Source organism: Pseudochrobactrum kiredjianiae, from assembly GCF_030362795.1.
Taxonomy (GTDB): domain Bacteria; phylum Pseudomonadota; class Alphaproteobacteria; order Rhizobiales; family Rhizobiaceae; genus Pseudochrobactrum; species Pseudochrobactrum kiredjianiae.
In genome coordinates this window covers 273330-287433 of the sequence record NZ_JAUCBM010000002.1, presented here as the reverse complement: position 1 = coordinate 287433, position 14104 = coordinate 273330, and the positions used below count along the sequence as shown (strand labels likewise).

The following is a 14104-nucleotide window of genomic DNA, read 5'->3' as shown; positions in this document are numbered from 1 at the left end:
CTCTGCATGATGAAGCGGGGCATAACATATATATGATATATAGTATATTTTTAACGTGAAATTTTAATTATTGCAGATGCTTAAGCTCGGATGCGGGCACCGGATAGCCAAATAAATAGCCTTGCACCTGATCGCAGCCAACCTGTTTGAGGCATTCCAGTTCTTCTTCGGTTTCAATACCTTCTGCAATTGTAATCATGCCAAGGCTTTGACCAATGCCCGTCACCAGCTCAACAATCGCCCGCGCGTCCGGATTGGTTGTCAGATCATGGATAAAAGTGCGGTCAATTTTGATCTTGTCAAAAGGAAAGCTGCTAAGACTACCGAGTGATGAATATCCGGTACCAAAATCATCCATCGCAATCTGGATTCCCATAGCTTTGAAGCCGCGCAGCGCCTGCAAAGTCAGCTCATTTTTATTGAGCAGGGCAGATTCCGTAATTTCCAGTTCAAGACGTTGCGGGGCAAGTCCGGTCTCCCGCAAAATTGCTTCAACACGCTGCGTCAAATCCGGAGCAATAAATTCAAAAGGCGACAAGTTAACCGCTATTTTGAGCGGATCGCGCCAGTTTACTGCTTCCTGACAAGCGACTTTAAGTACCCAATCTCCAAGTTCGTGGATCAAGCCGATCTTCTCAGCAACCGGAATAAACTCAGCCGGAGAAACAGAGCCGCGTTGCGGATGTTTCCACCGCAACAATGCCTCATATCCGCAAATTTCCCGCGTATAGGTATTCACCTGAGGCTGATAAAAAACCGCCATCTCATTATTTTTCAAAGCATTCAGCAGATCAGCTTCAAAGGCTTTTTTCTCCAGGAGACGTGTTTGCATATAAGGCTGGAAAATAGAAATATGCCCCGTACCCATGGCTTTCGCTTCATAAAGCGCAAGATCTGCATGCTTAAACAGCTCCTCCATTTCCGGCTCATCGGAAAAGATTGCAACGCCGCTGCACGTTCCGATTTTAATTTCATGATCATTAACCTGATAAGGCAGGCTGATGACATCCATCAGATGTTGCGCATAAGCATAGGCAGAAACCGGACATAAATCCGCAGAGATCACCGCAAATTCATCGCCTCCCAGACGACAGATGAGATCACCTTTTTCACTGAAAGTCGTAAACCGGCTTGCCACCACTTGCAGCAGCAGATCACCGACATCGTGCCCCAGCGTATCATTAACATCTTTGAAGCCATCAAGATCAAAAAGCAGCACCACGGCAACCGGTCCGCCGGCACGCGAAAACTGCATGCGGGCTTCAAGATTTTGACGAAACAAAACACGGTTAGGCAAGCCTGTCAGCGCATCATGATGGGCTGAATGTTCCAGCAGGTCATTTTGTGTCTTCAATTCGCCGGAGGCTTCCTGCAAATTTTCTGTCAGGCGTTGCATACGGCCATGCGCACGGTTCAGCAACACGTTTTGACGCATCAGCAAAACAACCAGCGCAATCCCGAAGACAATCAATCCTCCGGCAACCGCCGTATAAATCAGATGTAATTGCCGTACTTCCTGTTGTGCAGTATTAATCACACTGACATCATAGGCGACAGAAGATGAAGCAAGTGCTGTCAGTGGCTTGTCAAAGCGGTTCATTTCCGGAAGCAAAGCTTTAATTTTTTCTGCATCCAGCTCAGCAAACTGAGTGTCAATTCTTGTCAGTAAATTACGCAGGTCTGACATCAGTTGGGAATGTTCAGGATTTCTTTCAATAAAATCCTGTAAAGTGCCCTCTTCCATGGCTTCTAGCCGGCTGAAGATAATATCCAGTCGTAACTGAACCTCATCGCGGTCAGAACCTTCAGCGCCCAGCGCGAAGGCTGCCAATCGCTCTTCAAGGCGCAGATATTCAGATAGCATCTGACTAATCGCCCAGGAGTCATTATAACGTAAAAATTTTTGCAGGGACGTTTGCCGCTCAGCAATGACATAGGCGATATAGCCTGTTGCCAGCATAAAACAACAAATTATGACCCCGAGTATGCGCCTCACATATAGCCCCTATTCGACGATGATTTCAGACACCTGCCACGCTGAGCGCGTGTAATAGGTCTGGCTTTGCAGTTGCGGATCACTGTCATAAGGGTAGATGACAAATAACGGACCCTTTTCGCGCACAGTTATAAAATTACCGTCGCGTTTCATCGCCAATATGACTTTGAATTTCTTAAAATCATCCAAAGGTATGGTGGTCACATAGTCATTGAGAGCCACAAACTGATTGTTGTGCCTTTGGCACCAACCAGTTTCATCAACTGATCAAGATGCACACCTTCAAACCGTGTTTTACCATCATACCAGGGATTGGTGGTTTCAACGGTCTGCAAGCCGAGCGCGATAAGCATTTCGCGATCAAACTCTGCCGTTTTCTCGTTGTTTTTATTGGTAATGGAGCCGGAAATCACCAAAATCGGCTTATTCGCCGGCTTGGAAAGCGTTTGCGCTGCAGCACCGGATGCCACCATACAAATCAGAATCAGATTGATAGCGATGCGCTTGAATAACACTATATTTCTCCTCGGTAATTTAGAACAATATAACGATATCTGCTAATCCGTATATAGGAATTTATGCACATCCCGCTTTATATGTTTTATGGTGAAAATCTACGGCTTTTAATGGAAGCCCTTGCGAATCGCATAAGTATTGACTTATGTATTGGTTATGAGCGAAAATGATATCTTCAAGGCTTTAGCCGATCCGACACGACGCACTGTTTTCGAAAAGCTGGCTTCAGGCAGTATGAATGCCAGTACTTTGCGAGAAGGTATGGATATCAGCCAACCGGCGATGTCCCAGCATCTCGCCGTTTTACGAACCGCCGGACTGGTCAGAGAACAGCGCCACGGCCGCTATGTGAATTATGAAGTCGATCCGAACGGGCTTGCTTTGATTGCACAATGGCTCACAAAATACCGCGCCTACTGGCCTGCGCGTATGGATGCTCTCAACACCTTGCTGAAGGATATGGATCAATGACAGAAAAAGACAATACGGAAGCAGCTGTCAGACTGGTCTTTGAATATGAGTTTGACGCCAGCCCGCAAAAAGTCTGGCGCGCTATCAGCATTCCTGAGCTGCGTGCCAACTGGTTACCGGAGCAGGATTTATCCCATTCAGAACCGATTGCTGTTGTGCCGGAACAATCCGCCTCTTACCGGATGCGGGAGGCAGAACCGCCTTTTCTTGAAAGTCTGGTGACATTCCAGATTGCAGCAAATGATAATGGCGGCACCAGCCTCACCATTATTCATGAGCTTGATGATACGCGCCTGCACCTGAAATCGCAGGCGGCCAATACCAATATGCAGTCCGCCATGCGTGCCGCGTAAAAGAACATAATTTTAAATCAGTAAAGAACGGAGCTTGCCGATGCGCGAGATGATGCAACTCGTCCCTATGGTCGTTGAACAATCGGCACTGGGAGAACGCTCTTTCGATATTTACTCCCGCCTGCTGCGCGAACGGATCATTTTCCTCAATGGTGAGGTTAATGACACAATATCGGCGCTGGTCTGCGCACAGTTGCTGTTTTTGGAAGCTGAAAACCCGAAGAAACCGATCAGTCTTTATATCAACTCCCCCGGCGGCTCTATAACCAGCGGCTTGGCCATTTATGATACCATGCATTATATTCACGCTCCGGTGCATACTTTATGCATGGGAACAGCACGCTCTATGGGGTCGTTTTTGCTAATGGCCGGAGAGCCGGGGCAGCGTGCGGCATTGCCCAATGCCAGCTTGCATGTACATCAGCCGCTTGGCGGTTTTCAGGGGCAGGCATCAGATATTTTCATTCAGGCGGAAGAGATGCGCAAAACCAAACACCGCGTTATTGAGTTTTACGCCAAACATTGCGGCCGCAGCTATGAAGAGGTTGAGCAAACCCTCGACCGTGACCGGTTTATGGATGCACAGGAAGCGCTGGAATGGGGACTGATTGATAAAATCCTCAATAACCGTTCGCTCTGACCGCCAAAACAATCAGCACAGGGTACAACCGTATGGCTTTGCCCTGCACAAACCAGCTCGGGACTATTGGGCTGGGGTGCAAGAGACAACCGGCTTACCATTTGCAAGTTGCTGTTTGAGCCAGAAACCGGCCTGCGCAAAGACATCAGCCATATGGCTGGTGCCCTGTGCATCCTGCATCCCATGGCTATAACCGGCAAATTCCCAATAGGTTAAATTGCAGCGTTTGGCTTTATCAAACATATCCAGTGTCATACGTGCATTGCTCACCGGTGTTGACGTGTCAGCACTACCCTGAATAAGCAGTAAGGCAGCATCGGACTGCAACATTGCATCAACCGGCCGGTGATCAATGGCGTCCGCCCAGAAACGATAGCTGGAACCTGCCCATGTCTCGCTGCTTTGCGGATTGGCTCTGGCATGAGCAAATTCTTTATCAACCTGCGGCCAATGTTCCTTTGGCACCTTGTTGAGCAGCATTTCACCATGTATCGACTGTTTGACCATCTCGCCAAAACTCATACCACCACCGGTCGATAACAAGATCACCGCATCGGCCTTGGTTTTCGCGGCCAGCCAAGCTGCAACATCCCCGCCTTCAGAGCCGCCGAATAATACCAGCTGGCCATTCCACCACGGCGCTTGTTTGAGGCTCTCCAGCACTTGCAGATAATCCTCCACACGCTGCGTCATCGTATGGTGCGCACTGAAAGCCGCCGAGCATTTTTCGTCAAAAGGGTTCGCTGGATTGTCACCGGTTTCAACGCCGTATTTATCCACTGTCAGCGCGGCCAGATCCGGGAAGGCGGAGCGTGCCAGCTTGATATTCTTGTTTGCAGTGACAGACTGACAGCCGGAGCCTTGTGCCAGAATAACCAAACCTGTTTTCTCTGTCGTCTGCGGCTTTTCGAGATACCAGTTGATCACACTGCCATCTGCCCGCTTAAGCACTTTTTGCTCCTCTGCGTATGCAGAAAATGACACAACAGAAAGCAAAAGTCCTATTACGCCTGCAGTGGAATACCGGAACATTCATTTATCCTTTATTGGCGGGCGTGTTTATTGCAAACCCGCCAAATCATTACATCATTATCAGCGTCACGTTTGGGGGTCATCTATGGCTTATCTGTGAGCGGCAAAGACAAATGCCCGCGCAATGTATCCGTCTGATAGTCTGAACGGAAAACTCCGCGCTTTTGCAAAACCGGCACTACTTGTTCGACGAAATCCTCAATAGAAGACGGCAAGGACGGCGGCATCAAATTGAAACCGTCTGCCCCCTCGTTATGCCACCACAATTCCATCTGATCCGCAATTGCCTCAGCTGTGCCCACAATTGTGCAATGTCCGCCGCCTGCTGCCAAACGTCCGAGCAGCTGTCGTAATGTCGGCTGTTCCGTTTCAATAATCCGAAGAATGGTCGCATAGCGCCCCTTCGGCCCCGTAAAATCTTCGATCGGCGGCAAAGCTGGCACCGGCGCATCCAACTCCCAGCCGGAGCAATCCTGCACGATAAACATGCCAAGCTGACGAAGGGAATCCGCTGTCGGGAGCAATTCGTCGAGTTCCCGCTGCTTAGCTTTCGCCTCTGCCTGTGTGGAAGCCACATAGGTGACCAGACCCGGCATCACCGGTATACCCGCATCCCGCCCTGCCAGTTTTGCACGGCGCTGAATATCGCGGTAATAATCCTGCGCGGCGGGCAGATCATAAGCCACCGCATAGATCGCCTCGGCTTTTTCTGCGGCCAAGGCTCTGCCCTGATCCGATGCTCCTGCCTGAAATAATACCGGTTGCCCCTGCGGCGGGCGCGGGATCGTCAATGGTCCCTGCGTGGTAAAATGCTCGCCTTTGTGGTGGATCGCTCGTAAGCCATCTTTACGGGCATAGTCACCGGAGCGGTCACAGGTAATCGTATCCGCATCCCATGAATCCCATAACTTCTGTACCGCTTCAATAAACTCTGCCGCACGGCCATAGCGCCATTCATGCGGTGGCATATTCTCATAACCATGATTGCGTGCCTCACTGTCAAACATCGAGGTCACGACATTCCAACCGATGCGCCCTTTCGATAAATGATCCAGCGAAGCCAGTGTACGCGCCGCATGAAATGGTGTTGTGAATGTGCTGGACACCGTGCTGATCAGTCCGATTTTCTCGGTTACACCTGCCAATGCTGCCAGCAAAGTCAGCGGATCGAAATAGCTGCGTGGTCCGTCCGCAATATTATCAATCGCATGCCAGTCGGCGAAGAAAATCGCATCAAACTTGCCGCGCTCGGCAATCTGCGCCAGATTGGTATAATAGCTGATATCACTGAGCTGCTCGACGGCAGATTGCGGATGCCGCCATGCCGCGCGGTGATGCCCGCAACCGAAGATAAACAGGTTAAGGTGCATTTCCCGCATCAATTTTTCACCAATCCGCCGTCAACAACCAGATTTTGACCGGTCACAGAACGCGCCCATGGTGAAGCAAAGAACAGTGCGGTATCAGCGAATTCTGCAGGCGTCGTGACACGGCGCAACGGTGTGGCAGAGGCGATATAATCAAACACCGCTTCCGGCGTTGCCGCAGACGCATCGGTGGTACGCAGCAAACCGCCGGACAGCATATTCACAGTGATGTTCTTTTCGCCAAGATCCTGCGCCAGAGTACGGGTCAGTGACAGCAGCGCCGCTTTAGCCGCTGTATAGTCATGATACGGCACAACCGGATTTTGAAACAGGTTAGTGCCGATATTGATGATACGCCCAAAACCGGCCTGCTCCATACCGGCAAGTGCGGCCTGCGTGGTGTTGAGCGCACCGCGCACAATACCTTCCATCTGCTGATTGATCTGCTCCCAGCTGATCACATCCGCATGGGCGCGGGCATCGCCGTTAAAGCTGAATGCCGGCAAAGCATTATTGATCACAGTTGTAACCGGCATACCAAAATGCTGCTGCGACTTGGCAAACAGTGCCTGTACAGCCTGCGCATCCGTCACATCGGCCTGCACTGCCAGTGCCTTTTCCGGTGCCAGTGCCGCCAGTTCTGCGGCAGCATCTGCACTCTTATGATAATTGATCACAACGCGTGCACCTTCACCCAAAAAGGCTTTGACGAGATCGCGTCCAAGGCCACGCGCACCACCGGTGACGAGGACAAGCTGCTGGTAGAGCGGAAGAAGGACTGGTTCAGACATGATAATTCCCTTGCCTTAAGAAATGGCTGACCAAGGGAATAAGGGCTTGCACCGCATAAATTACGGCTGGGCACACAGACATCCCTTCGCCAGTATGAGCTGGATCAGGTTCAACGGGTTTAAAATCTCAGCCCTGTAAAACAGGACACCCCGTGTCATTCCTCCAAGCTCTAGCAAGTTTATTTGCAAGGGACAAGCCTTGGCGGTTGTCCTGCCCGCCCAAGCTGGTCTAAGAAACCCTATGTCTGAAAATCATAAAGAACCTTCATCCGACCGTTTCTGGCTGAGTATCTTCGTAACAACGCTCTATGCGGTGGTGCTATACATTCTCATCTGGTTGATACGAGAGGGTAGCGGGATGGCCTTTATCACCGGCCTGATCCTGATGCCGATGGCAATCACCAGCCTGCTGATTATTCAGATAGACCCGCGTGGCACTGGCAGCATCCGTAAACATATGAAAACCGCCATGCTTTGCATGCTCGGTTTCATCCTCATCTCAATGGTTATCTTTGGTGAGGCTGGTATTTGTGTGGCCATGGCTGCCCCGTTTCTCTTTGCAGGCACGGCGCTTGGTGTTTATACCACCATGCGGTTTTTACGTCAGTATCATTCCAAACGCAGTGTCACTTTCGTGATTGCACTGCCTTTCCTCGCTCTGCCGCTGGAAAACCAAATCGAATATCAGGATCACTTTAATTCCGTCACCACAGTGATTGAAATTAACGCGCCTGCCCATGTGATCTGGAACAATACACTGGCAATTCCTGATATTCGTCCTGACGAATTAGGGATGACTTTCAGCCATAGTATTGTCGGCGTGCCGAAACCCGAAGATGCCCGTATCACCGGTTCCGGTATTGGTGCCGTACGCCATCTGAAATGGGGCAAAGGCGTCAATTTTGAAGAGGTCATCACCGGTTGGCAGGAAAACCGCTATCTGCGCTGGGATTTCCGTTTCAGCGACACATCAATTCCCAAAGCAGTGGAGGCGCATATCAGCGTTAACAGCGACTATCTGGGACTGGATTATGGTGAATATTCGCTGGAACCAATTGACGAAAACCGCACGCGCCTGACCCTCAAAACGCAATATCGCATCGCAACGCCGATTAATATTTATTGCGACTGGTGGGGTCAAATTTTCCTCAATGATTTCCATTCTATTGTGCTGAATGTCATTAAAGAGCGCTCTGAAAAAGCAGTACAGGCATGAGGGTTGAGGCGGATTATAAACCCGCCGCAACCATTAATTTTAGATCATCGCTTCAATCAGAAACGGGCCTTTGCGCTTGCTTGCTGCTGCAAACAGGTCAGCAAACTGTTCTGCTGTCGTCGCACGAGCACCTTCAACGCCGACCCCTTTGGCAAGGCTCACCCAGTCAATCGTCGGCTCGACCAGATCAAACATGCGCTGTGCGTTGCGTCCCGGTGCACCGGCACCAACATTTTGCAATTCACCATGCAGGATCGCATAGCGCTGATTGGCGAAGATGACAGTAATAATATTCAGGTGCTCGCGGGCATGTGTCCACAGCGCCTGCATTGTATACATACCGCTGCCGTCAGCCTGCAAAGCCACCACCTGACGATCAGGACAGGCCACAGCCGCACCGGTTGCCAGCGGCAGACCAATACCAATTGCACCGCCTGTCAGCTGCAGAAAATCATGCGGTGCTGACTGATGTGTCAGACCAAACATTTCACGACCCGATGTAATGGATTCATCGACAATAATCGCATTTTCCGGCAACAGCGAAGCAATAATGGCGCTGATTTTGTCATCATCCAGCGTGCCGGTCGGCATGACCTTCTCACCGCGCTGATTAAGCAGTGGTGTGACGGATGCCGGAATATTCATTTCATCGGCCAGTGCCTGCAATGCATAGAGCTGATCATCCGCTTCTCCGGCATAATTAACAACAGAGCAACCTTCCGGCAGGAAGGTGCTCGGCTTGCCCGGATAGGCGAAGAAAGCAACCGGAATTTTCGCTCCGAGCAGCACAACCTGTTCAATATCAGCCAGATCAGCCAGTGCGTCATCCACACGATAAAGCACACGATTAACAGCAACACGACCTGCACCGCGCTCAATGCGGCCATTGGATTGCTGCGCCAGCAAACGCGCACCAGATGCTTGCGCAATACGGCTGGCGATTTCCAGCGCATTGGCACGCAGGGCAAGATTGCCGAGCAGAAGCAGAGTGCGCTTACCGTTGCGCAATGCTTTCGCTGCTTCACGCACGGCATCAGCATCAACCTTACGACGTTCCGGGCGGCTCAGAGGCTGCACAATCTGCTGCGGTGCTTCGGTCCATGCGGTATTGGCAGGCAGGATCAGCGTTGCCACCTGCCCCGGTGCATTGCACGCGGCAGTAAAGGCTTCAGCCGTATCTGCAGAAATATCTTCCGCGGATTTAGACGTCTTCACCCAGCCGGAAACCGGACGTGCCAGCGTTTCAATATCACTGGTCAGCGGTGCATCATATTTCAGATGATAAGTGGCATGATCGCCGACAATATTAACGATCGGTGTTTTGGCACGTTTGGCATTGTGTAAATTCGCAACGCCATTGCCAAGGCCGGAGCCCAGATGCAGCAAAGTCGCTGCCGGCTTGTCCGCCATACGACCATAACCGTCGGCTGCACCTGTTACCACGCCTTCAAACAGACCCAATACGCAGCGCATTTGCGGCTTGCGATCCAGCGCTGCCACAAAATGCATTTCTGATGTACCCGGATTGGCAAAACAGACATCGATCCCGTGCGCCAGCAGGGTGTCGCAAAGGCTATCAGCACCGTTCATTTCTCACTCCCATTAAAGCATTTCCAGCAAAAGTGCGTAGCGGTTTTGCGAAGGATAATGCGTAGAAATAAAAAGACAGAGCGGTTCAACAATCGTTTTAACGGAACCGTTCTATGCTTCGTCCAAAATGTCAGAACAGCGCATTTCCTCCGCGCACCGTTCATGTGAACATGTAACAGCTATATCCGGCTTTAAGGTGGCACCGCAAGCTTTGCGAAAAACTATTCCCGCAACTCAGCAAGTTTTGAGTATAGTTTTATTCACAAACAGAACGCCAAAGCATACCGAATGAAATCAATTGATTAGCAATGAATATGACAGATTTCAAAAAATCAAAAAACAGTCATTCGATTTTTTAGTTGCACAGACAGCCAAGTTCATAAAAGATCATACCTGACTTGTGATCTGCATTTTCATATAATGAAATGAATCTAATACTTTAGAATCATTACATTTCTTCACGAAGACGAGCAATCTTCGCAATGACTATTGATAACTGCTTTGAGATTATCAGTGCAGAAACAGAACCGGTGCAGATAGCTTAACCAGCTGATTTTGCGGGAGAACCGGCCTGAAATGACTATGGAGGATTTTATGGGATATTTGGGTAAGAAGACACTTTTGTCGGCGTTTGCAGCCGTCACTATGACATTTGCTGCGGCAGAAGCCAAAGCACAGGATTTTATCAATATTCTGACCGGCGGCACGAGCGGTGTTTATTACCCGATGGGTGTGGCGCTTGAGAAAATTTATTCCGGCATTCCAAATGCCCGTCCGTCTGTGCAGGCTACCAAAGCCTCGATTGAAAATATCAATTTGATCAATAGCGGACGCGGTGAACTCGGCTTTACACTCGGCGACTCCCTGCGTGACGCATGGGAAGGCAATGAAGAAGCCGGTTTCAAAAAGAAACTAGAAAATATCAGCACACTCGCTGCAATCTATCCGAATTATGTGCAGATCGTTGCCTCCAAGGAGTCCGGCATCAAAACGCTGGCTGACCTGAAGGGCAAACGTCTCTCGGTTGGCGCGCCAAAGTCCGGCACCGAACTGAATGCGAAAACCATTCTTCATGCAGCCGGTCTATCCTATGACGATCTGGGCAAAGTGGAATATCTGCCATTCGCAGAATCTGTTGAACTGATGAAAAACCGCCAGCTGGATGCAACTTTGCAGTCCTCTGGTCTCGGCGTCGCATCATTGCGCGATCTGGCCAATGCAGTTGAAATCAATGTCGTGGAAGTCCCTGCTGATATTATCGAGAAGATCGGCGCGCCCTATCTGGTCAACACAATTCCGGCCAATACCTATAGCGGCCAGGACAAAGATGTGACCACCGCATCGGTAATTAATTATCTGATCGTGCGCCCAGACATGGATGAAGAACTGGTCTACCAGATGACCAAGGGTCTGTTTGAAAATCTCGACCAGCTGGCAGCAGCGCACTCTGCTGCGAAAATGATCAAGCTTGATAAAAACACCATTATTTCCCCGACCCCGATCCATCCGGGCGCAATGCGCTACTACAAAGAAAAAGGCATCGAATAATCACGATTGAAGCAAATATTAAGGCTGCCTTTTCTGCCCTTTGCGGAACAGGCAGCTTTTCTGACCGCTTATTCCTGTCATTTTTGTGGTTTTAAATTTATGTCTTCATCAGAAACCAATACGGCTGAATCAGCCGAGCATATTCCGGGCTGGGGCGTCAGCTCCGGTGCCCGCGTGCTGTTTGCTATTGCCGTCGCTTTTTCCGTTTTCCAGCTCTGGACAGCTGCCTACTCGCCACTGCCAAGTCAGGTCGTGCGCTCAATCCATGTCGGATTTTTACTGCTGTTATTATTCGGCCTCTATGCCAATGCGGCACCGCGCGGCTCTTTCACAAAAATTCTGATGTGGTCAACAGCCATATTGGCCTTTGCTGTCAGCTTCTATCACTGGGTTTTCTATAATGATCTGATTATCCGCGCCGGTGAACCGGAAATGCAGGATATCATTATCGGTATACTGGCTGTTGGTCTGGTCTTCTGGGCAGGACAGCGGATGATGGGCTGGACACTGCCGTTTATCTGCCTGATCTTTCTGGCCTATGGCCTGTTCGGCCAATATCTGCCATCACCCTTAAACCATCGCGGTTATGATTTCGAACAGGTTGTCGAAGTGCTGTTTCTGGGAACAGAAGGTATCTACGGCACACCGATTTATGTCTCATCCAGCTATATTTTCCTGTTTATCCTGTTCGGTGCGTTTCTTGAACGCGCTGGCATGATCCAGCTGTTCAATGATGTGGCCATGGGTACAGTCGGCTCATCGCGCGGCGGCCCTGCCAAAGTCTCGGTGATCTCCTCCGCTCTGATGGGTACCATCAACGGTTCCGGCGTAGCCAATGTGGTCACCACCGGTGCCTTCACCATTCCGCTGATGAAACGCTCCGGCTTCAAACCGGCTTTTGCCGGTGGTGTGGAAGCCGTTGCTTCAATGGGTGGACAGATTATGCCGCCTGTGATGGGTGCTGTTGCCTTCATCATGGCAGAAACGCTGGGCTTGCCTTATCTGGAAATCGTGAAAGCAGCGATTGTTCCGGCAATCCTCTACTTCGTCACCGTATTTATCATGGTGCATCTGGAAGCCGGTCGTCTTGGTCTGAAAGGCCTGTCAAAGGCTGAATTGCCAAGTGCGCTCGGAGCCTTGCGCAAACACTGGTATCTGATCCTGCCCCTTGTAGCACTGGTCTGGCTACTGTTCTCCGGCTATACGCCGCTGTTCGCTGGAACCGTGGGCATGGGGCTGACTGCGCTGATTATTCTCGGTGTTCCGGTCTCTGCCAATATGCCGATGGCCGTACGCGTGCTGTTTTGGGTCGCGCTCGGTCTGATGTCCGCTGCAGCTTTCGGCACCAGCTTCAATGTTTTAGGCTTTGAAATCCGCGGTATTACGCTGATCCTGCTGCTGATCACAGTACTGGTTCTGGTCAATTTCGCGCTGCGCGGTGGTCGTGAGACACTGCGCCTCTGCCTTGAAAGCCTTGCGGAAGGCGCCAAGAACGCCCTGCCGGTTGGCGTAGCCTGTGCGCTTGTCGGCGTCATCATCGGCGTGCTGGCGCTCACCGGCGCCGGATCAAGTTTCGCGCGTGTCATTGTGAGTGTGGGTGAAAACTCCCTCTTCCTCTCTCTCGTACTGACCATGATCACCTGTCTGATCCTCGGCATGGGTATTCCGACAATCCCGAACTATATTATCACCTCGTCGATCGCAGGTCCTGCATTGCTGATGCTGGATGTGCCGTTGCTAGTGTCGCATATGTTCGTGTTCTATTTCGGGATTATGGCCGACCTGACACCACCTGTGGCACTGGCTGCTTTTGCTGCCGCCCCGATTGCCAAAGAGTCCGGTATGAAAATCGGGATGCAGGCTGTGCGTATTGCCGTTGCCGGTTTTGCGGTGCCGTTCATGGCGGTTTATGCACCTGTCATCATGTTACAGGATGGCGGTCCGTTGGCGGAAAGCATGGGTTTCTGGCCTGCGGTTGCTTATATGATAGGTAAAGCCCTGCTCAGTATTGTGATGTGGGGTGCCGCGGCCATCGGCTTCTTACGCGGACATCTCAAAATCTGGGAGCGTATCTGGGCATTTGCAGCAGCCGCAATGATGCTGGCAACTTATCCGCTCAGCGATGAGATCGGTTTTGCTGCCTGTATGGCGTTCCTGCTGTGGCACTGGTGGAATACCAGAGAGCCGCAACTGAAAGCCGCCTGATGGCATTGTGTGCACTATCCGCAGCCGGTGTGCTGCGGATAGCAACCACCTCTTTCATGCTGCAATGGACGCATAGCGTCGAGAAAATCCCGTGGCAGGAAGACTGGCAAATTACACCGGCAGGTTTTGTACTGAACGAAGCCCGCATACAGGGTTCCGGTGCCGGCATGGAACCGCCGGAGGACGCGATTTTGCGGGACGGCTGGTATCATTATGTGCCGAAAATTCCGCCCCGCAGAGAGATTGTGCTGGCGGCATCCGGTGAAACTGTCAGCGGCTGGAAACTCTGCGCCAATGGGCAATGTCATGAATTAGGCATAACCGCAGAACAGCCGATTACGATCAGTCAGTGCAAATAAAAAACGCCCGATCCCATTTC

12 protein-coding genes, 1 pseudogene and 1 riboswitch are annotated in these 14104 nt (G+C 50.9%); of the genes and pseudogenes, 7 read left to right on the top strand and 6 right to left on the bottom strand.

Annotated features, from left to right (window positions below):
- Nucleotides 1–67 precede the first annotated feature (67 nt).
- On the bottom strand, nt 68–1996 hold the full coding sequence (locus QUF18_RS07345; RefSeq protein ID WP_289386440.1) for a putative bifunctional diguanylate cyclase/phosphodiesterase: 1929 nt from the start codon (nt 1994–1996) through the stop codon (nt 68–70).
- Between the two features lie 9 nt (nt 1997–2005).
- A pseudogene (locus QUF18_RS07340) lies at nt 2006–2469 on the bottom strand (putative pterin-binding protein).
- 199 nt (nt 2470–2668) lie between these two features.
- On the opposite strand from QUF18_RS07340, the gene QUF18_RS07335 reads away from it, so the two are divergent.
- The 3 genes from QUF18_RS07335 to QUF18_RS07325 are packed head-to-tail and all read left to right on the top strand — an operon-like array spanning nt 2669 to nt 3976.
- Nucleotides 2669–2983 (top strand): ArsR/SmtB family transcription factor, encoded by a 315-nt coding sequence (locus QUF18_RS07335; protein WP_289386439.1) that lies wholly within the window; start codon nt 2669–2671, stop codon nt 2981–2983.
- On the top strand, nt 2980–3336 hold the full coding sequence (locus tag QUF18_RS07330) for an SRPBCC family protein (RefSeq protein WP_289386438.1): 357 nt from the start codon (nt 2980–2982) through the stop codon (nt 3334–3336). The genes QUF18_RS07335 and QUF18_RS07330 overlap by 4 nt, the downstream gene beginning before the upstream one ends.
- A gap of 40 nt (nt 3337–3376) precedes the next feature.
- Complete coding sequence (locus QUF18_RS07325) at nt 3377–3976, top strand: ATP-dependent Clp protease proteolytic subunit (RefSeq protein WP_289386437.1); 600 nt, start codon at nt 3377–3379, stop codon at nt 3974–3976.
- A 63-nt stretch (nt 3977–4039) separates the two neighbouring features.
- Here the strand turns inward: QUF18_RS07325 and QUF18_RS07320 are convergent, their stop codons facing one another.
- The 3 genes from QUF18_RS07320 to QUF18_RS07310 all read right to left on the bottom strand — a co-directional run bounded on the left by QUF18_RS07320 (nt 4040) and on the right by QUF18_RS07310 (nt 7166).
- Nucleotides 4040–4927 (bottom strand): alpha/beta hydrolase family protein, encoded by an 888-nt coding sequence (locus QUF18_RS07320; RefSeq protein ID WP_289386436.1) that lies wholly within the window; start codon nt 4925–4927, stop codon nt 4040–4042.
- Between the two features lie 164 nt (nt 4928–5091).
- On the bottom strand, nt 5092–6387 hold the full coding sequence (locus tag QUF18_RS07315) for an LLM class flavin-dependent oxidoreductase (RefSeq protein ID WP_289386435.1): 1296 nt from the start codon (nt 6385–6387) through the stop codon (nt 5092–5094).
- On the bottom strand, nt 6387–7166 hold the full coding sequence (locus tag QUF18_RS07310) for a 3-oxoacyl-ACP reductase (RefSeq protein ID WP_289386434.1): 780 nt from the start codon (nt 7164–7166) through the stop codon (nt 6387–6389). Before QUF18_RS07310 ends, QUF18_RS07315 begins: the two co-directional genes overlap by 1 nt.
- Nucleotides 7167–7230: 64 nt before the next feature.
- A riboswitch (TPP riboswitch) is annotated at nt 7231–7329 on the bottom strand.
- A gap of 78 nt (nt 7330–7407) precedes the next feature.
- On the opposite strand from QUF18_RS07310, the gene QUF18_RS07305 reads away from it, so the two are divergent.
- Nucleotides 7408–8382, top strand: a complete 975-nt coding sequence (locus QUF18_RS07305; protein WP_289386433.1) for an SRPBCC family protein — start codon at nt 7408–7410, stop codon at nt 8380–8382.
- A gap of 39 nt (nt 8383–8421) precedes the next feature.
- On the opposite strand, the gene QUF18_RS07300 is transcribed toward QUF18_RS07305, so the two are convergent.
- Complete coding sequence (locus tag QUF18_RS07300) at nt 8422–9972, bottom strand: acetolactate synthase large subunit (protein WP_289386432.1); 1551 nt, start codon at nt 9970–9972, stop codon at nt 8422–8424.
- Nucleotides 9973–10566: 594 nt separating this feature from the next.
- On the opposite strand from QUF18_RS07300, the gene QUF18_RS07295 reads away from it, so the two are divergent.
- The 3 genes from QUF18_RS07295 (at nt 10567) to QUF18_RS07285 (ending at nt 14084) form a co-directional block, all read left to right on the top strand.
- Nucleotides 10567–11520 (top strand): TAXI family TRAP transporter solute-binding subunit, encoded by a 954-nt coding sequence (locus QUF18_RS07295; RefSeq protein WP_289386499.1) that lies wholly within the window; start codon nt 10567–10569, stop codon nt 11518–11520.
- A 99-nt stretch (nt 11521–11619) separates the two neighbouring features.
- Nucleotides 11620–13725, top strand: coding sequence for a TRAP transporter permease (locus tag QUF18_RS07290; protein ID WP_289386431.1), 2106 nt, complete (start codon nt 11620–11622; stop codon nt 13723–13725).
- On the top strand, nt 13725–14084 hold the full coding sequence (locus QUF18_RS07285; protein WP_289386430.1) for a DUF1850 domain-containing protein: 360 nt from the start codon (nt 13725–13727) through the stop codon (nt 14082–14084). Before QUF18_RS07290 ends, QUF18_RS07285 begins: the two co-directional genes overlap by 1 nt.
- Nucleotides 14085–14104: the final 20 nt, after the last annotated feature.

Excerpts from the sequence above, each read along its gene's own strand:
- QUF18_RS07335 (WP_289386439.1), top strand. The coding sequence starts at position 2,669 with ATGAGCGAAAATGATATCTTCAAGGCTTTAGCCGATCCGACACGACGC.
- QUF18_RS07330 (WP_289386438.1), top strand. The coding sequence starts at position 2,980 with ATGACAGAAAAAGACAATACGGAAGCAGCTGTCAGACTGGTCTTTGAA.
- QUF18_RS07325 (WP_289386437.1), top strand. The coding sequence starts at position 3,377 with ATGCGCGAGATGATGCAACTCGTCCCTATGGTCGTTGAACAATCGGCA.
- QUF18_RS07315 (WP_289386435.1), bottom strand. The coding sequence starts at position 6,387 with ATGCGGGAAATGCACCTTAACCTGTTTATCTTCGGTTGCGGGCATCAC.
- QUF18_RS07310 (WP_289386434.1), bottom strand. The coding sequence starts at position 7,166 with ATGTCTGAACCAGTCCTTCTTCCGCTCTACCAGCAGCTTGTCCTCGTC.
- QUF18_RS07305 (WP_289386433.1), top strand. The coding sequence starts at position 7,408 with ATGTCTGAAAATCATAAAGAACCTTCATCCGACCGTTTCTGGCTGAGT.
- QUF18_RS07300 (WP_289386432.1), bottom strand. The coding sequence starts at position 9,972 with ATGAACGGTGCTGATAGCCTTTGCGACACCCTGCTGGCGCACGGGATC.
- QUF18_RS07295 (WP_289386499.1), top strand. The coding sequence starts at position 10,567 with ATGGGATATTTGGGTAAGAAGACACTTTTGTCGGCGTTTGCAGCCGTC.
- QUF18_RS07290 (WP_289386431.1), top strand. The coding sequence starts at position 11,620 with ATGTCTTCATCAGAAACCAATACGGCTGAATCAGCCGAGCATATTCCG.
- QUF18_RS07285 (WP_289386430.1), top strand. The coding sequence starts at position 13,725 with ATGGCATTGTGTGCACTATCCGCAGCCGGTGTGCTGCGGATAGCAACC.